Consider the following 17,720-nt stretch of genomic DNA (forward strand, 5'->3'; position numbering starts at 1 on the left):
AAAAGGCCCTTTTTTGGGCCTCTAAAGTTGTCCACAAATTTGAGACGGTCTGATTTGGGTTTAACTTGCTGATTATCATTACGATGAGAGGAAACATAATGGTAATGTGGATAAAAGGTTTAAAATGTGGAATTCTTTTGTTGCTTTTTTCAAGGCTATTATAACTACCTGAATTTTAAGGTTTTTCAGGGTCATAAATGAAAGCTTTTCATCAAGCGTTATAAACATTCTGGCCGGGGTTTTGAACATCCCGGTTTTCCAAACGTTTTTTACACCATGAAAAAAATAGTTGCCTTTTTGCTCCTGTCTGCGTCATATTGCTCGGTACAAGCACAGACCGCCACGGTCGTGAAGTTTGATCGCATCGAAAAGATCTTAAAGACCCAAACCGACGAGGTGCAAGTCATTAACTTCTGGGCGACCTGGTGTGCACCCTGTGTGAAAGAGCTGCCGTTGTTTGAAAAGTTAGGAGCCGAAACACCCGGTGTCAAAGTGACGTTGGTGAACCTGGACTTTGCAGACAAGATTGAAAAGGTGAACGCCTTTATGACCCGGAAAAGTATTAAGTCGGAAACGGTGCTGTTGGACGAGATTGACTACAACACCTGGATTGACAAAGTCGACGCGTCGTGGCAAGGGGCGATTCCGGCAACGCTAATTGTTAATACCCGTACCGGTCGCAGAAAATTTGTTGAACGCGAGTTAGCGGATGGCGAACTTCAGGAGCTCATCGCCTCGGTACAGTAATTTTAAAAATGTATTGATAACAACCCATAACAGTCTTCCTATATGAAAATACACAGTATTGCATCGACACTGGCGGCATTCTCCCTGCTGATCTTTTTCGCAGGCCGCCCCCCGGGCTACCAGGTAGGAGATACGGTGGCTACGTTCAAACTCAAGAATGTAGATGGCAAGATGGTGTCCTTATCAGACTATCAGTCGGGTAAGGGACTAATTGTGGTGTTTGACTGCAACACCTGTCCGTTTTCAAAAGCTTATAATGACCGGATTCAGGCATTGAATAAGAAATACGCGGTGCAGGGGTTTCCACTGGTGGCGATCAATGCCAATAGTCCGGAGCTTTCGCCGGGTGATTCCTTCGACAACATGGTGGCGCTGTCCAAACGTGAGAAATATGACTTTCCGTATTTGGTAGACGAGTCGCAAGAAGTAGCCCGGGCTTTCGGCGCCTCCAACACGCCACACGTATTTGTCCTTAAGAAAGAAGGCAACGATTTTAAAGTGGCCTATATCGGGGCGATCGACAACAACAGCCGCGACGCCGAAGCTGCAGAAAAAAAATATGTGGAAGAGGCCATTCAAGCGCTGTTAGCCAACAAACCCGTACCGACCGAACGAACCAAAGCCATTGGCTGCGGTATCAAGTGGAAGAATGTATAATTATTCATACTTCGATTAAGACAGGCCTGCCGGTGTACATAGAACCGGGAGGCCTTTTTTTTTACCTGCGTTGTGTTTTGTCAGGCTGCTGCAATACAGGCAATGCGGATTTGGCCACAACCCGCATCGGTCAGAGCCCGAACGCATGCTTCCAGGGTGGCGCCGGTGGTGACGACATCGTCTACCAGCAGCAGATTTCTGCCGGCGATTTCACGTGAAACATTTACACGAAATACATTTTGTACGTTTTCCCATCGTTCCAGCCGCGTTTTGCGTGTTTGGGTTATTGTCTTGATCGTGCGCACGACCGCTTTTTCGGAATACGGAATGTGTAAGGCTGATGCCAGTCCGGCGGCAAAACAGGCGCTTTGATTGTACCCGCGCTTTCGTTGTCGACTGGGATGAAGCGGAATGGGTACGATCAGATCAACCGATGCGGCCTGGTCGGTTTGCAAAAGTCGCGCGCCGTATAATTCCCCGAGCGCATTTCCGACGTCAGGCTGGTGGCCGTACTTGAGTGCATATAACAATCGCTGCACACGGCTGTCTTTGGAAAACTTCAAAAGCGCCTGTGCTGCGTGTATCGGCATAAAGCCCGAAAGGCGTTGGTACAACAAGTTTTTAGGGTCCAGGTGATGGTCTGTGTACGGTAACTCGAGCAGGCACGCCGAGCAAATAATGGGTTCGCCTTTGACCCGTGGGTGGGTGCAGGCTGCACAAAGACGCGGAAAGAAGAGCGAAACAAAATCGGAAAAGATAGACTCGAGAGAATTCGCCATTTTTAGAAATATATTTGCCAACAACAGTGTTGTAAAATAAAAAATATTATCAATAAAATACTTTATGGGACTCGTCGAGGATTTTAATTCGTACCGGAGCAAAATGAATGAGAAGATCATGGACTCCGACAGCCTGATCATTAAGAGAATTTTTAACCTCGATACGAACGCCTATGCGGAAGGCCACTTGGACGTGAAGTCGAAAGAACTGATCGGTTTAACCTGTTCATTGGTCCTCCGCTGCGACGACTGCGTGAAATATCACCTGGGTAAATGTAAAGAAGTGGGTTTCACCACATCGGAAGTGCACGAGGCCATGGGCGTCGCGACGCTAGTCGGTGGGACGATTGTTATTCCGCACCTGCGGCGCGCATTTGAATTTTGGGAGGAGCTGCAAAATGTTTAAGCGCGACCTGGAACTGGATCGTACCTGGGCATCCCTGCTCGCGACGGTTGAAACGATGATTGGCAAAAAGCCGAAAGACCTGAATAGCTTCCTGTTTCTGATCGGCGTTCAGGAACTGGGGCGTGGCCAGGCAACCTTTAGCAAGGAAGAAAAACAGGACCTGATGCACATTGGCATTTGCAAAGTGCTGAGCTATGCCGGGTATTATGTGCTGGAAGGAGCGGACAAAGACGGCTGGCCACATTGGAAACTGATCAAGAAGCTGCCGCACTTCGACCTGCTGGAGCAGGAGAAGTTGCTGAAAATGCTGGTGATAGAATACTTTGAAAAGGAATTTGAGTGGGTCGCCCCGCCGGGCAGCGGATTGACTTTGTAGAAGTGAAGCCCGTATCTTAGACCTTCCTCAACTTTGGAATACGTTACTGCGTTTGTTTATATAACCGAGCATCGAGATGGGAACAGGTATTGAGCAGATCCACGAAAAGATTAAGTCCTTCAAAAGGAAGTACTATCTCAACATTTTTCTCCGGGGAGCAATTCTCTCCCTGGCGATTCTGTTTTCGTATTTTCTACTGGCCGCCGTGGTGGAGTATATGTTCTGGCTGGGGCCGTGGGCCCGGTTTGTGATATTCTTCACTTTTCTGGGCGTAGCCAGTTATTGTGTTTACCGGTTTCTGAAAGATCCGCTGCGCTGGTGGATCACCCGAAAGGGTCTTGACGAAGAACAAAGCGCGCGGATCATTGGCAATTATCTGCCGAGCGAAAAAGATCGTTTAGTTAACCTCATTCAACTTTCCTCGCTTGAAAGCGGCTCGGCTCTCGCGGCCGCCAGTATTCGCCAACGTTCTCAAGACCTGGCGCCTGTACAGTTTGAACATTTCATCGATCTACGCGAGAACCGAAAATACCTGCGGTATTTATTCATTCCGGTATTTGTGATCCTGGCCATCGCCATTTTTAACCACAGCATTCTTACCCGCAGCGCCGACCGGATTGTTCACTTTAACCGGCACTATTCGCCGGAGGCTCCGTTTCAATTTGTGGTCAATGCGCAGTCGCTTCAGGCATATTACAATGAACCGTTTACGTTAAACCTGCAACTGCAGGGCCAGGCGGTTCCGCAAGATGCGTACCTGCTGCTCGGTAAAAATCGCCTGAAGTTTGAAAACCTCAGTGGCGGCAATTTTGCCTATACCTTTGAGAGCGTACAAGAGGCCATGGATTTTCAAGTGGAAGCTGCCGGATTCTTTTCGGATATGTTTCACGTGACACTGATCAGCCGACCGGAGCTCACACAATTTTCGGTGGCACTGGAATACCCACGTTATCTGCAGCGTCAAAATGAAAAGCTCGTGAATACGGGCAACCTGGAAATACCCGAAGGCACGCGTGTACGGTGGGAGCTGCAAGCAGCGAACACCGCGAACGCAAGCATTGTGTTTACGTCCGATAAAACACCGCAGGATATACAACAATCTGACAATCAATTATTTACATATCAGAAGGAATTTCGTGATCCCGATGGATATGAGATCAACCTGAACAACGCCGAGAGCCGGAATAAAGAAAAAATTTCTTACCGGGTAGATGTGATCAAAGATCAGTATCCACAGATCACGGTGAACAATTTTAAAGATTCGGTGCTCTACCAGCGCGTCGTGTTGGGCGGTACAATTTCTGATGATTATGGGCTGAGCCAACTGGCGTTGACATTCCGCGTGCGAAATGAAAATCAGAAAGAAGTATTGTCGCGTACCATAAACATTCCGATCACGCGCAACCAATCACAGCAAAGCTTCTTTTACAACTGGCCGGTGGACTCACTGAAGTTACATCCGGGTGAGCAGTTAGAATATTATTTACAGGTGTGGGACAACGACGGCGTGAACGGACGGAAGTCCACGAAGTCGACAACCTATTCGTTCATGCTTCCCTCGCAGGAGAATCTGGCGAACGAAATTGTGCGCTCGCAAAATCAGACAGAACAGAAGCTTTCACAGAGCAGCACAAAGGCTCAAAAACTTCAGGATCAAATTGAGCAAGCCAACCAGAAGTTGAAAGGGAAGCAGAACATGGATTGGCAGGACAAGAAAATGCTGGAGGACATTGTACAGCAGAAGCAAAGTCTGGACATGATGCTGGAGGAGCTCAAAGAACAGAACAAACTGTTAGAGCAAAAGAAAGATGCCTTTACTGAACAAGATGAGCGCATTCGCGAGAAGGCCCAGCAGATTCAGAAGTTGATGGACGAGCTGCTGGATGAAGAGACGAAAAAGCTGTTTGAGGAACTACAGAAACTTTTGAAAGAAAACTCCGACGCCACGCAACTGCAGAAGTTGATGGATAAGCTCAACCAGAAGACGGATAATCTGGAAAAGGAATTGGAGCGCACCCTTGAGCTCTTTAAGCAGTTGCAGTTTGATTACAAGCTGGATCAGTCCATCGAGGACATCAAAAAGCAGATTGAGAAACAGGAGGAGCTCCTGGAAAAAACTGAGTCGCTGGAGAAAAACAAAGACAATGAGAAAGGCGACAACAAAGATTCTAAGGGCGATAAAGACAAGAAGGGTGACAACAAAGACGGCAAGCAAGATGAACAGGGCAAGAAGCCTGATGAACAACAAAAAGATGGTCAGCAGGGTGCCGAGGATCAAAAGAGTGAAAACCAGAAGTTAGCGGAAGAGCAAGAGAAGCTTCAGGAGGAATTCCAAAAGTCATCTGATAAAATGGAAGAGCTCAAAAAGTTGGGAGACGAGCTGGACAAAGGTGATAAGCTTCCTTCCAAAGAGGATGCCGACAAAGTAGAGCAGGAGCAAGAGCAAAGCAAGGAAATGCTGAAGCAGAACCAGCCCTCCAAGGCTAAGCCTAAGCAACAGAAGTCCATTCAACAAATGAAGCAGATGCAGCAGCAAATGGAAGGCGCGCAAAGCTCCATGGGTATGGAAATGGATATGCAGAACATTGAGTCCCTGCGCCAGATCATTCACGGGCTGGTAAAGCTTTCGTTTGATCAGGAAAATCTGATGAAGAACTTCCATGAGCTGAATCAAAGCGATCCGCGCTTTAATGGTCTGGCTCAACAGCAAATGAAACTGAAAGACGATGCACGAGTATTGGAGGATAGTTTGCTGGCCATTGGTAAACGTGATGCGTTTATGGGTTCGATTGTTACGAAAGAGATTGGTGAGCTGAATGACCACCTGGACAAGGTTATTGCGGCCAACCGCGAGCGTAAACGCCCGCAGGCGGCCAGTGAGATGCAGCAAAGTATGACGTCGATCAACAATCTGGCATTGATGCTGGATTCTCACTTCGATATGATGATGCAGATGATGGCCAATGCAAAGCCATCCTCCAAGCCTTCTAACAAGAAGGGACAGAAGCCCAGCGTTAGTCAAATGCAGCAACAGCTAAATCAAAAGATCCAGGAATTGAAGGGGAGTGGTAAATCTGGCCGTCAGCTATCAGAAGAACTGGCGGAGATGGCTGCCGAACAGGAACGGATCCGAAAAGCCTTGCAGGAGATGCAGGACAAGATGAAAGAAGGCGGGAAGACACCGGGAGGTGATTTACCGGCGAAGATGGAGCAGACGGAGATGGAGCTGGTGAATAAACAACTGACAGACCAGATGATCAAGCGTCAGCAGGATATCCTTACCCGTTTATTGGAAACAGAGAAGTCTATGCGTGAGCAAGACATGGAGGAAGAGCGAAAAGGGGAGACGGCGAAGGATTACGACAAAGAAATTCCCAAGGCATTTGAAGAATATTTGCGTCTCAAGGAAAAAGAGGTAGAATTGCTGAAAACAGTTCCACCGAAGCTTTACCCTTACTATAAGAAAGAAGTAAACGAATACTTTAAAAGAATCGGAAACCAATAACAAGGCTATAGAGCACATGAACACCATTAGTATCCAGGTCCCGTCTATCGTAGAGAACATCCGTATGATTGAGAGCTTCATTGACAATGCCAAAGAACGCTTTCATCTCGACGATGATATTTATGGTAATATCATGATTGCCGTAACAGAAGCGGTGAACAATGCCATAAAGCATGGCAACGCCAGCGACAAAACCAAGAATGTGCATCTGAGCCTTTCCCTGGATGAGAGCATGATCCGGTTCGTAGTAAAGGACGAAGGAGTGGGCTTTGATTATCAGAATCTGCCAGACCCTACTGCCCCCGAGAACATAGAAAAGCCCGGTGGCCGTGGGATCTTCCTGATGAAGCATCTTTCTGACGAAGTAGACTTCAAAGAAGAGGGAAGAATCGTTGAACTGAGCTTTTACGTGAACTCCTGATGGCCTCTATCCGCTTCTTTTCAGAAGAAACAGAATTTAAGCTTCCGCACCCACGCAAGACATCCTCCTGGATCAAATCCGCCCTAAAGACCGAAAAGAAGACCCTGGGCGATCTGAACTTCATCTTTTGTACGGACGAGTACCTGTTACAGATAAACATGGAGTACTTGGACCACCACACCTACACAGACATCATCACCTTCGATAGCAGCGAAACGCCGGGAACTATTGAAGGTGATATTTTCATTAGCATAGAGCGGATCCAGGAGAATGCCACGAAGTTCGAGCGGCCATTTGACGAAGAACTACACAGGGTGATTATTCATGGAGTTTTGCACCTGATAGGCTATGGAGACAAGAGTAAGGCGGCAAAGGCCCAGATGAGAGGGAAGGAAGACACCTACCTATCTTTGCGAGGCATCTAATGTTCCACGTGAAACATAGAACGCAGAAATTAAGATAAAAGAAAATGTTCCACGTGGAACATTATAGATAAACGATGGTGACACTCAGAGTCAGCACAAACATCATGTTCCACGTGGAACACCATGTTCTAAACCACTGAATCCCCGATATATGTTCCACGTGAAACAAAATGTGGAAATGTGGATGGATTTTGTGGGCAACTTTGATGTTCCACGTGGAACGTAGAATAAAACAATAAGAATAGATGATGTTTCCAGAGTATGACGTCATAGTAGTAGGAGCGGGGCATGCCGGCTGTGAAGCGGCACATGCCGCAGCCATGATGGGCTCGAAGGTATTACTAGTGACGATGAACATGAACACCATCGCCCAGATGTCGTGTAACCCGGCGATGGGCGGTGTAGCAAAAGGCCAGATTGTGCGAGAGATCGATGCATTGGGGGGAATGTCCGGCATTATCTCCGACAAGTCCGCCATTCAGTTCAGAATGTTGAATAGGTCCAAGGGGCCAGCTATGTGGAGTCCTCGTACACAGAATGATCGCATGAGATTCTCTGAAGAATGGCGGCTAGCGCTGGAAAGAACTCCAAACCTTGACTTCTGGCAGGAAACCGTTAAAGAAATCCTGGTAAAGGATGGTAAAGCCATAGGAGTGAAGACTTCCTTAGGGCTGGAGATTAAATCAAAGTCCGTGGTACTCACGAATGGTACCTTCCTGAACGGAAAGATCCATATCGGTGAAAAGAACTTCGGGGGAGGACGTGCGGCGGAAACATCTGCTACTGGCCTCACTGAACAGCTCATACGCCTGGGGTTTGAAGCGGGTAGAATGAAAACCGGCACTCCCCCTCGCATAGACGGCAGAAGTCTGGACTATTCCAAGATGGAAGAGCAACCTGGTGACGAGATGCCCGGTAAGTTCTCCTATTCAGATACAACGCCCTTGGGTAAACAAGTCAGCTGTTGGATTACCTACACCAACGATGATGTTCACAAGGAGCTCCAAAAGGGATTCGATCGATCGCCCATGTTCCAGGGACGCATTAAAGGTTTAGGCCCTCGCTATTGTCCGTCCATAGAAGATAAGATCAATCGATTTGCCGAGAGAGATCGCCATCAGATCTTTGTAGAGCCAGAGGGCTGGAATACAGTCGAAATCTATGTTAACGGTTTCTCTACTTCCTTGCCTGAAGACATACAATATCAGGCACTACGAAAGATTCCGGGTTTCGAGAACGCAAAGATGTTCCGCCCGGGATATGCCATTGAATACGACTTCTTTCCACCGACACAGTTAAAAATGAGCCTGGAGACTCATTTAATAGAAGGACTATTCTTTGCCGGCCAGATCAACGGCACTACCGGCTATGAAGAAGCCGCATGTCAAGGGTTAATGGCGGGAATCAATGCCCACCACATAGCGCACGAAAGGGAGCCCTTGATTCTAAAAAGATCTGAGGCGTATATCGGCGTATTAATAGATGATCTTGTCAATAAGGGCACACAAGAGCCGTATCGTATGTTTACTTCCAGGGCGGAGTACCGCATCCTTCTGCGCCAGGATAACGCCGACCTTCGTTTGACAGAGATTGGTCATAAGATCGGCCTTGCCACCCAGGAACGATATGATTCTTTCACCCGGAAGAAGAGCGCGATTGAACAATTGCTGAAGGAGCTCAATACAGTTAAAGTAGAACCCGACACTATAAATACAGGTCTGGAAAATATCCAAACTTCCGCTATACGCGAAAAGGTTACCGCTGCACACCTGTTACGCCGTCCGCAAATAGGTATGCCTGAACTGAGGCAGTTAAGTACAGCACTAAAGGAATTATTGGACAACTATAGCATCGAAGTACAAGAAGAAGCAGAGATCGATATTAAATACGAGAGCTACATCGAACGCGAGCAAAAACTCGCAGAGAAGATTGGCAGCCTGGAAGAATACAGGATCAAACCTGATTTTGACTACGATCGGGTAAAGGCTCTCTCTTCGGAAGCCCGCGAAAAACTGAAACGAATTAAACCCGAAACCCTCGGACAGGCGACACGCATCAGCGGTGTTTCTCCGTCTGATATTTCTGTACTAACCATATACATGGGCAAATGATCGACATCAAGATATGTCCCGTATGCGGCGGACAAAATCTGCAGCATCTTCTCTCCAGCAAGGACAACACCGTATCCCAGGAAGTATTCGAGCTCCGCCAATGTCAGACCTGCAAGCTTGGTATCACCACGCCCAGGCCTTCTGACAAGGACCTACATCAGTACTACCTCTCGGACGACTACATCTCTCACTCCAACAAAGGCACAACCCTGGTTGACAAAGCATACCTGATCGCCCGGAGCTTCACCCTTAAATGGAAACTTCGGATTGTTCAGCAAGGCAATACAACACCCGGAAAGATTCTTGACTACGGCTGTGGCACAGGCGAGTTCTTATCAGCCTGTAGAAATGCCGCCTGGACCACAGTCGGAGTTGAACCGTCTCCAGCCGCAAGGGAGCAAGCGAAAAAAATCACAGGCTCACCAGTCTACGAATCTCTTCTGTCTGTCACAGATGAGAACTTCTCGGTCATAACACTATGGCATGTACTCGAGCATGTAAGCGATCTTGATCAAACCCTATCCCTCCTAAAAAGCAAGCTTGCCGAAAATGGCACAATCTTTATTGCAGTACCAAACCACAGCAGCTGGGATGGACAGCACTATAAAGAACACTGGGCAGGATATGATACTCCGCGACACCTCTGGCATTTTTCACGTGAAACAATGAAAGCACTGATAACAAAGAATGGAATGAAAGCCGTGGGAACAATCCCCATGAAGCTGGACTCCTTTTATATCAGCCTGCTGAGCGAGAAATACAAAAACAAACGGTCGTCGCTGACAGGCATGCTCAAAGCAACCTTCAATGGCTTCAAATCAAATGTAAAAGCCTCAAAATCAGGCGATTACTCAAGTCTTATCTATATCGTCAGAAAATGATCGTCAGAACAGTCTTACCCTTCCTCCTATACGCCCTCTTTCTCCTCTCGTGTGCGCGCCAAACTGCCCCGACAGGGGGTCCTAAGGACACAATCCCGCCCGTGCTGGTCAAGGCAGTGCCGTACATCAACCAAACGAATTTCAAAGACAAGGAGCTCACGCTGACGTTCAATGAACCGATCCTTCTGAATAACCCGAAAGAGCAACTCATCATTACTCCTGACATTCAAAAAAAATATAAGATCACCGTCAAAAAGAATCAGGTAAATATTGTTCTCGACACAGATCTGAAAGACAGCACCACGTATACTTTCAACTTCCGCGACGCCATTCAAGATATCACGGAAAAGAATCCGGCCAAGAATATAAAGCTTGCCATCAGTACAGGCCCTTATGTCGACTCACTTATTATCCAGGGATTAATCTACGACCCATTACGGCCGGTCCCTGTAAAAGAAGCAACCGTAGCGTTATATGAAAGCGACACATTCAACATCTTTAAACACGCTCCCGTCTACCTTACCAAAACCGATGAGACCGGACTGTACGCCATCGAAAACCTAAAGCCAGGCACATACCATGTCTTTGCCATCGATGACAAAAACAGAAACTTAATTGTCGACAGCAAAACCGAACTGTACGGCTTTATCGCAGACCCAATCGAGCTACGACGCAACCAAAAACAAATCGATATTCCCATCGTCAAACTTGACACGCGATCACTTAAGCTCACAAACTCCAGACCGTACAACACCTATTATAACATTAAGCTCTCCAAAAATCTCGCCACCTATAAACTCTCCTCCGAGGCTACCCCATGGTTATTTTCATCCTTTGGAGAAGACCAGTCGAACATTCGGATTTACAATACTTTCAACAAGGCCGATAGTACCGGCATTAGACTCCAGGGACGCGACAGTGTCTACAACCGCATTGACACCGTTCTCTTTGCAAAATTCACAGACCGCGAAGTGAAACCAGAAGCGTTCACATCCAAGAGTGAAGGCTTTAAAGTGTTTGCCCGCAAGGGACTCATCACCGGTAAAATACAATTCAACAAGCCACTCTTCGAAATCAACTACGACAGCATCCTGTATCAAATTGACTCCACCAAAACCATTACCTTTTCCAAAGCTGATATTCAATGGGATTCCCTTCGAAACAGGCTAGTCATTCAAAAGAATTTCGACCCGAAACTCATCATCGAACCGAAAGTAACCGAAAAGCCAAAAGCAAAACCTACCCAAACCGAGAAAGGCGCGGCTAAACAACAACCTAAGAAAGTCATCAAAAACAGATTCTACCTGGGAACAGCTGCTTTTGTCAGTATTGAAAACGACAGCTCAAAAGCATCCGAAGAAACCTTGCGACCCATTACCCTGGAAGAAACAGGCGTCATCAGCATGCACATCCAAACAAAAGAAGAACATTTCTTCGTCCAATTACTCGACAAATCCAATAATGTCGTTCGAGTAATTCACGACAACAAGAACGCAATCTTCGACGATGTCATGCCTGCCGAATACCAAATCAGGCTTATAATCGACCACGATGGCAACGGCGAATGGTCTCCCGGAAACTTCTTCCGAAAGACCGAACCGGAGCCAACGATCTATTATCTGAACGAAAAAGACAATCCTACGATCAATCTGAAGGCAAATTGGGAGATCGGACCTTTGTTGATAACCTATTGATAACACGCGGACATCTTGTGGATAAACCAGACGCTCTATCGGGAAAAGTCGATAAAAGCCAACAAACGGCGCACGGTCTACGTTCTCCGTGGACAACATGAAAGATACCCACAACCATTCACATTGAACCTTATACACACATCACTTGTCTACACACAATCTGGATGTTAATAACTATATTAAGTACCTGAATTAGAGAAGATTGATCTCCAATAGATATCTACATACTATTCACAGACCCAGAAACTCAAAACTTGTACACAATTGAACACCACTAATAATAACTATAATATATATAATATAATAAATACAATAAGGCCCAGCCTGATCTGGACAACCATGTTCGTGCTGCTTAGCTTCTTGTCCATGGGACAGAACCAATCGGAAATTCAGTTAGCCAACGAATACCTGCTCAAGGGCGACAAAAAAAAAGCGGCTGAGCTGTACCGCGACCTGGCCAAACAAGATTTCAACACGCCGTTTGTTTATAACAATTATTTAACCGTGCTGTTGGATCTGGGGGCGTATGATGAGGCGAGTGGATATCTGAAAAGATTGTCGAAAAGAGATCCGGAAAATTTACAATACAAATTGGATGTTGGCCTGGTCTATGTGAAGTCCGGTGATTTGAACAAAGCCGATCGATATTTTCGTGAACTGATCAGTGAAAACAAAACCGCGGTGCCACGTGCCAAGATGATGGCAGAATATTTTTCGTCGCGCTCGCTCGCCGACTACGGTATCGTAACGCTGACCGAAAGCCGCGACGCGTTGGGCAACCCCAGCCTCTTTAGCCTGGACCTGGCCATGCTCTATCGCTTGAAAGGCAACCGCGATAAAATGGTGACCGAGTACCTAAACTATGTCACCCAAAATTCCGCGAACATTCAGTACGTAAAAAATATTATGCAGGCGTTGCTAACAGAACCCGACGAGTTGGTAAGCCTTGAGAATCTCTTGTATGATCGCGTTCAGAAATTTCCGGATGTCGAAGTCTATTCGGATCTTCTCATTTGGGTGACGATCCAGCAAAAAAATTTTTACGCAGCCTTCGTCCAGGCGCGAGCCTACGACAAGCGCTACAAACGTGAAGGCGAAAAATGTATTGAGGTGGCACGGGTCGCTGTGGACAACGAAGATTTTGAGAACGCCGCGAAGATCTATCGCTACGTGGCGCGTGAATATCCGCGAACCTCCAACTACCTCATCGCGACGTTGGGGCTAATTCGTACGCGCGAAGCAAAGTTGAAAAAGATCTACCCCGTGAGTGTCGACTCGGTTCGCACGCTGATCACGGATTACAAAAAATTTATAAAACAATATCCCGACAACGCCAATGCGTTGGAAGCCACGCGCAGTCAGGCGTTACTCTTTGCGAACTATCTCGATCAAAAGGATTCTGCCGTTCATGTGTTGACAACATTAATCAAGAACCCCAGAACTTCGCTTTACCTCAAGTCGAAAGCGAAACTCGATCTCGGTGACATTTATTTGCTAAAGGGTGAGCCCTGGGAGTCGAGCCTGTTGTATTCGCAGGTTGAAAAAACGCAAAAGGAAAATCCCGTTGGCTACGAGGCAAAGTTGAAGAACGCAAAGCTCTCATACTACAAAGGAAATTTTAAGCTCGCCCAGGAGCACCTCGATATCCTGAAAGAAGCTACGACCCGTGAGATTGCAAACGACGCATTGGACTTGAGCATGCGGATAAAAGAAAATATCGCTTTTGACTCGGCGGGTGAAGCGCTGAAAGAATACGCATCGATCGAGCTACTGTTGTACCAAAATAAAACGAATGATGCTTTGAGCCGACTGGGCAAATTGAAACAAGGTGTCTCTGCCTCGGGAACAACTTTTTCAAACCAGGGTATATTGGACGATGTCTACTGGCTGGAAGCGAACATCCATATGCAGCGGGGTGAGTTTGAACCGGCGCTGGCCCTGCTTCAGAAAATTCAACAGGAATTCGGTGAAGACATTCTTGCCGACGACGCTTATTTTTTGGAGGGCGATATCTACGAGCGTCAACTAAAAAATAAAGAAAAAGCGATGGAAATCTACCGGGACTTCCTCAACAAATATCCCGGGAGCGTTTATGCTGCAGAGGCGCGCAAGCGCTACCGTGCATTGCGTGGTGACTTCACCGAGCAACCACAACTTTGATTTAATCCCGTGTTTCCGTGTCTTTTTTTGCCAACACGGACACGGTATCGCCAATGCGGATCTCTCCGCCGTGAATAACCTTAGCTGTGATGCCTCCGTGTCCACGCATCGCATTATAACCGCCCGGCCCAAAATTCTCCTCCATGCGGGAACAGGGATGACATTCGCCCGAGTATTCCAGAATGGCCTGTCCGATTTGAAACCGTTGACTTTTTAACGCCAGCAGGTTAATACCCTTGACGACAATGTTGCGACGGGTAAGTTTTGGGTCAACCGACTCCTTGCCAAGATAAGAAGCTATCGCCTGCAGGTGCTCTGCTTGGATGAGGGTCACCTGACGGCTTCCGCCGGCGTTCCTGTAGCGATCGCCCTCCAGTCCACCATCCTGTACGGCCTGAACGACATCGAGCGTCCTGACGTCCTCCAGACGTTTTGGACGGATGCTGATGAATTCGACAATTCCTGATTGGGTAAAATTTCCAAAAAGTTCCTTGAATGCTTCTACTGCCATATCTCTAAAAACGGACTAGAGCTCTTATTGTTGAAAATTTTAATGATTTGCCGGTCTGGCGAGCTGTGGGGAAAAAAATCCGAAAATACTCTGCATGCATAACAAGATTTTTCTACCTTCGCTACCACCAGGTGTAATCGTATGCGGAAAGAAGAAACGGTAGATCACCACATAAAAACGGCATGGCACGCCATCGCCCGCATGTACAATCAGCAAGCGGGCAAATACGACATTACCACTTCGATTGGTTTTGTCTTGCTAAACATCCATGCCGAAAACGGCACGCCGGCGACTAAAATTGCCCCGCTTATGGGACTTGAGTCGCGGAGCCTGACCCGTATGTTGAAGGCGATGGAGGAGAAAAAGCTCATCTACCGCGAGCCCGATCCGGTGGATAAACGCTCGGTCAGAATTTTTCTGACGCCGCTTGGCAAAACGAAACGCGAGGTTTCCCGTCGCACGGTGTTGCAATTTAACCAGGCGGTGCGCGAAGAAATTTCGATGGAAAAGCTGGAAGTGTTTTTCGAAGTTTTGCAGAGCATTAACCAAATTATCGACCGAAATAACATTTACGAAAAGGTAGAAAATTAACTTCGTGCCGGAACGCAGAAGCGTTCTCCATGCGTGATCAAAAAATAATAACTGATGAAACGTTCTATTCGCAAAGTTGCTGTCCTCGGTTCTGGTGTAATGGGTTCGGCAATTGCCTGCCATTTCGCCAACATCGGGTGCCAGGTATTGCTGCTCGACATTGCCCCGAAGGAACTTACCGACGAGGAGAAAGCCAAAGGTTTGACGACCGATAGCAAGGCCGTTAAAAACAGAGTTGTACAAGGTTCGTTCGACCGCTCGATTAAATCGAGTCCGGGTCCGATCTATAGTAAGAAATTTATTTCACGCATTGCACTCGGCAACTTTGACGACGACATGTCCAGAATCAAAGACATGGATTGGATCATCGAAGTTGTCGTTGAAAATCTCGATATCAAAAGGAAAGTTTACGAGCAGGTAGAAAAATTCCGCAAGCCGGGAACGCTGGTAACTTCCAACACATCGGGTATACCTATTCACCTGATGGCGGAAGGAAGAAGCGACGACTTCAGGAAAAACTTTGCCGGCACCCACTTCTTTAACCCACCGCGCTACCTCAAGCTATTTGAAATTATTCCGACAAAAGATACCGACGCCGAGGTTGTAAAATTCCTGATGCACTACGGCGATCTTTACCTCGGAAAGACCACTGTACTTTGTAAAGATACACCGGCCTTTATCGGCAACCGTGTTGGTGTGTGGGGTCTGTTGAAAGTGATCGACTCGATGCGCAAGTTCGACCTGAACGTTGACGAGGTTGACAAACTTACGGGCCCGGTGATTGGCCGTCCCAAGTCGGCGACGTTCCGCACGTCGGACCTTGTCGGTCTCGATACACTCATCAAAGTGGCGAATAACTTATACGCCGCGCTGCCCAACGACGAAGGCCGCGAAATGTTTAAGCTTCCCGAGGTTGTTACCCAACTCGAAAAAAATAAATGGCTCGGTGATAAGACCGGCCAGGGCTTTTACAAAAAATCGAAAAACGCAAAAGGCGAGACCGAGATTCTGACCCTCGACCTGAAGACGCTCGAGTATAAGCCGAAAGCGAAGGCAAAGTTTGCCACGCTCGAAACGACGAAGGCGATCGATAATTTGAAAGATCGTTTCAAAGTATTGCTAGCCGGAAAAGACAAAGCGGGTGATTTTTATCGCGATGCATTCTTTGGACTGTTCACCTATGCCAGCAACCGCATTCCGGAAATATCGGATGAGCTCTATAAAATTGACGACGCCATCTGTGCGGGCTTCGGCTGGGAGTTGGGGCCGTTCGAAACATGGGATGCCGTCGGCATTGAAAAAAGTCTGCCGGCGATGGAGGCCATCGGGTATAAACCGGCGGCCTGGGTAAACGAGCTGTTGGCGGCCGGACACAAATCCTTCTACCGCATAGAAAACGGCAAGCGTCAGTATTACGACATTCCGTCAAAGTCGTATAAAAATATTCCGGGCAAAGAAGAGTTTATCATTCTCGAAAACCTCAGCGACAAAGTAGTTTGGAAAAATGCAGAGTCGAAAGTGACCGACCTGGGCGACGGTGTGATCAACTTCTCGTGGCACAGCAAAAGTTATACACTGGGCAGCTCGGTGATCGAGGGGCTTAACAAAGCGATCGACCTGGCGGAAAAAGATTATCGCGGCCTGGTCGTCGGTCACCAGGGTGCCGACTTTTCACTCGGCGCGAATCTCGGTCTGGTCTTTATGTTTGCCATCGAACAAGAGTATGACGAGATCGACTTTATGGTACGTCAATTCCAAAACTCCGTCATGCGTCTTCGCTACTCCTCGATACCGGTAGTGGTCGCGCCACAAGGACGGACCCTGGGTGGTGGTTGCGAAATGACGTTGCATTCCGACCTCGCACAGGCGGCGGCCGAAACGTATATCGGCTTGGTGGAAGTAGGGGTGGGCCTCATTCCGGGTGGTGGCGGAACCAAAGAGCTGGCCAAGCGTGTAAGCGATGCGTTGGAAGAGGGCGATGTGGAGCTGAATGCTTTGCAAAATGCTTTCATGAACATTGCCACGGCGAAAGTTGCTTTGTCGGCCGAGGAGGCGCGGGAGATGGGGATCCTGCGACAGAAAGATCGTATCTCGGTGAACAAAGATCGTCAGCTATTGGATGCGAAAGCAGCCGTGATCGAGCTGGCCGATGCCGGGTATACTATGCCGGTGCCGGCAAAAAATATTAAAGTACAGGGGCGTACGGGTATGGCGCTCTTTATGGCAGGCATTGAAGGTATGCGTATGGGCAACTACATCAGCGATCACGACAAAAAAATTGCCGGATGGATTGCCAATGTTATGTGCGGCGGCGACTTGTCCTATCCGCAGGAAGTAAGCGAGCAATATCTGCTTGACCTCGAGCGCGAGGCCTTTGTTTCGTTAACAGGCGAAAAGAAAACGCTCGAAAGAATTCAATCGATCTTAACCGGCGGCAAGCCGCTGAGAAACTAAAA

At 47.6% G+C, this 17,720-nt stretch carries 15 protein-coding genes; 13 read left to right on the top strand and 2 right to left on the bottom strand.

Going from position 1 to position 17,720, the window contains the following annotated elements:
• The first annotated feature begins 276 nt into the window (after positions 1-276).
• Positions 277-747 (top strand): TlpA family protein disulfide reductase, encoded by a 471-nt coding sequence (locus K7P01_RS12505; protein ID WP_267293419.1) that lies wholly within the window; start codon positions 277-279, stop codon positions 745-747.
• Between the two features lie 42 nt (positions 748-789).
• On the top strand, positions 790-1,404 hold the full coding sequence (locus K7P01_RS12510; RefSeq protein ID WP_267293421.1) for a thioredoxin family protein: 615 nt from the start codon (positions 790-792) through the stop codon (positions 1,402-1,404).
• 80 nt (positions 1,405-1,484) lie between these two features.
• On the opposite strand, the gene K7P01_RS12515 is transcribed toward K7P01_RS12510, so the two are convergent.
• Positions 1,485-2,183, bottom strand: coding sequence for a ComF family protein (locus tag K7P01_RS12515; RefSeq protein WP_267293423.1), 699 nt, complete (start codon positions 2,181-2,183; stop codon positions 1,485-1,487).
• Positions 2,184-2,247: 64 nt separating this feature from the next.
• On the opposite strand from K7P01_RS12515, the gene K7P01_RS12520 reads away from it, so the two are divergent.
• The 9 genes from K7P01_RS12520 (at position 2,248) to K7P01_RS12560 (ending at position 14,162) form a co-directional block, all read left to right on the top strand.
• Entirely contained in the window at positions 2,248-2,589 is a 342-nt protein-coding gene (locus K7P01_RS12520; RefSeq protein WP_267293425.1) for a carboxymuconolactone decarboxylase family protein, read from the top strand.
• Positions 2,582-2,965, top strand: coding sequence for a hypothetical protein (locus tag K7P01_RS12525; protein ID WP_267293427.1), 384 nt, complete (start codon positions 2,582-2,584; stop codon positions 2,963-2,965). The genes K7P01_RS12520 and K7P01_RS12525 overlap by 8 nt, the downstream gene beginning before the upstream one ends.
• Before the next feature lie 76 nt (positions 2,966-3,041).
• Positions 3,042-6,470: a DUF4175 family protein gene (locus K7P01_RS12530; protein WP_267293429.1), complete on the top strand. Its 3,429-nt coding sequence runs from the start codon at positions 3,042-3,044 to the stop codon at positions 6,468-6,470.
• A gap of 16 nt (positions 6,471-6,486) precedes the next feature.
• Complete coding sequence (locus K7P01_RS12535; RefSeq protein WP_267293431.1) at positions 6,487-6,891, top strand: ATP-binding protein; 405 nt, start codon at positions 6,487-6,489, stop codon at positions 6,889-6,891.
• A complete protein-coding gene (ybeY, locus tag K7P01_RS12540) occupies positions 6,891-7,316 on the top strand; it encodes an rRNA maturation RNase YbeY (protein ID WP_267293433.1) in 426 nt (141 codons plus the stop codon). The genes K7P01_RS12535 and ybeY overlap by 1 nt, the downstream gene beginning before the upstream one ends.
• A 248-nt stretch (positions 7,317-7,564) precedes the next feature.
• Positions 7,565-9,427 carry a tRNA uridine-5-carboxymethylaminomethyl(34) synthesis enzyme MnmG gene (gene mnmG, locus K7P01_RS12545; RefSeq protein WP_267295332.1) on the top strand — a complete coding sequence of 621 codons (1,863 nt, stop codon included), beginning with the start codon at positions 7,565-7,567 and terminating at the stop codon, positions 9,425-9,427.
• Positions 9,424-10,308: a class I SAM-dependent methyltransferase gene (locus K7P01_RS12550; protein WP_267293435.1), complete on the top strand. Its 885-nt coding sequence runs from the start codon at positions 9,424-9,426 to the stop codon at positions 10,306-10,308. Before mnmG ends, K7P01_RS12550 begins: the two co-directional genes overlap by 4 nt.
• A complete protein-coding gene (locus K7P01_RS12555) occupies positions 10,305-12,002 on the top strand; it encodes an Ig-like domain-containing protein (protein WP_267293437.1) in 1,698 nt (565 codons plus the stop codon). Before K7P01_RS12550 ends, K7P01_RS12555 begins: the two co-directional genes overlap by 4 nt.
• A gap of 366 nt (positions 12,003-12,368) precedes the next feature.
• Positions 12,369-14,162, top strand: a complete 1,794-nt coding sequence (locus K7P01_RS12560) for a tetratricopeptide repeat protein (protein WP_267293438.1) — start codon at positions 12,369-12,371, stop codon at positions 14,160-14,162.
• A 1-nt stretch (position 14,163) separates the two neighbouring features.
• Here K7P01_RS12560 and K7P01_RS12565 read toward each other — a convergent pair whose 3' ends face one another.
• Positions 14,164-14,673 carry an MOSC domain-containing protein gene (locus tag K7P01_RS12565; RefSeq protein ID WP_267293440.1) on the bottom strand — a complete coding sequence of 170 codons (510 nt, stop codon included), beginning with the start codon at positions 14,671-14,673 and terminating at the stop codon, positions 14,164-14,166.
• A gap of 141 nt (positions 14,674-14,814) precedes the next feature.
• Between K7P01_RS12565 and K7P01_RS12570 the strand changes: the two genes are divergently transcribed.
• Both K7P01_RS12570 and K7P01_RS12575 read left to right on the top strand, forming a co-directional pair.
• Positions 14,815-15,264 (top strand): MarR family winged helix-turn-helix transcriptional regulator, encoded by a 450-nt coding sequence (locus K7P01_RS12570; protein WP_267293442.1) that lies wholly within the window; start codon positions 14,815-14,817, stop codon positions 15,262-15,264.
• A gap of 54 nt (positions 15,265-15,318) precedes the next feature.
• Positions 15,319-17,718, top strand: a complete 2,400-nt coding sequence (locus K7P01_RS12575) for a 3-hydroxyacyl-CoA dehydrogenase/enoyl-CoA hydratase family protein (RefSeq protein ID WP_267293444.1) — start codon at positions 15,319-15,321, stop codon at positions 17,716-17,718.
• The last annotated feature ends 2 nt before the right edge of the window (positions 17,719-17,720 follow it).

This window comes from Parachryseolinea silvisoli (assembly GCF_021190955.1).
GTDB classification, from domain to species: Bacteria; Bacteroidota; Bacteroidia; order Cytophagales; family Cyclobacteriaceae; genus Ohtaekwangia; species Ohtaekwangia silvisoli.

Excerpts from the sequence above, each read along its gene's own strand:
- K7P01_RS12505 (WP_267293419.1), top strand. The coding sequence starts at position 277 with ATGAAAAAAATAGTTGCCTTTTTGCTCCTGTCTGCGTCATATTGCTCG.
- K7P01_RS12510 (WP_267293421.1), top strand. The coding sequence starts at position 790 with ATGAAAATACACAGTATTGCATCGACACTGGCGGCATTCTCCCTGCTG.
- K7P01_RS12515 (WP_267293423.1), bottom strand. The coding sequence starts at position 2,183 with ATGGCGAATTCTCTCGAGTCTATCTTTTCCGATTTTGTTTCGCTCTTC.
- K7P01_RS12520 (WP_267293425.1), top strand. The coding sequence starts at position 2,248 with ATGGGACTCGTCGAGGATTTTAATTCGTACCGGAGCAAAATGAATGAG.
- K7P01_RS12525 (WP_267293427.1), top strand. The coding sequence starts at position 2,582 with ATGTTTAAGCGCGACCTGGAACTGGATCGTACCTGGGCATCCCTGCTC.
- K7P01_RS12530 (WP_267293429.1), top strand. The coding sequence starts at position 3,042 with ATGGGAACAGGTATTGAGCAGATCCACGAAAAGATTAAGTCCTTCAAA.
- K7P01_RS12535 (WP_267293431.1), top strand. The coding sequence starts at position 6,487 with ATGAACACCATTAGTATCCAGGTCCCGTCTATCGTAGAGAACATCCGT.
- ybeY (WP_267293433.1), top strand. The coding sequence starts at position 6,891 with ATGGCCTCTATCCGCTTCTTTTCAGAAGAAACAGAATTTAAGCTTCCG.
- mnmG (WP_267295332.1), top strand. The coding sequence starts at position 7,565 with ATGTTTCCAGAGTATGACGTCATAGTAGTAGGAGCGGGGCATGCCGGC.
- K7P01_RS12550 (WP_267293435.1), top strand. The coding sequence starts at position 9,424 with ATGATCGACATCAAGATATGTCCCGTATGCGGCGGACAAAATCTGCAG.
- K7P01_RS12555 (WP_267293437.1), top strand. The coding sequence starts at position 10,305 with ATGATCGTCAGAACAGTCTTACCCTTCCTCCTATACGCCCTCTTTCTC.
- K7P01_RS12560 (WP_267293438.1), top strand. The coding sequence starts at position 12,369 with ATGGGACAGAACCAATCGGAAATTCAGTTAGCCAACGAATACCTGCTC.
- K7P01_RS12565 (WP_267293440.1), bottom strand. The coding sequence starts at position 14,673 with ATGGCAGTAGAAGCATTCAAGGAACTTTTTGGAAATTTTACCCAATCA.
- K7P01_RS12570 (WP_267293442.1), top strand. The coding sequence starts at position 14,815 with ATGCGGAAAGAAGAAACGGTAGATCACCACATAAAAACGGCATGGCAC.
- K7P01_RS12575 (WP_267293444.1), top strand. The coding sequence starts at position 15,319 with ATGAAACGTTCTATTCGCAAAGTTGCTGTCCTCGGTTCTGGTGTAATG.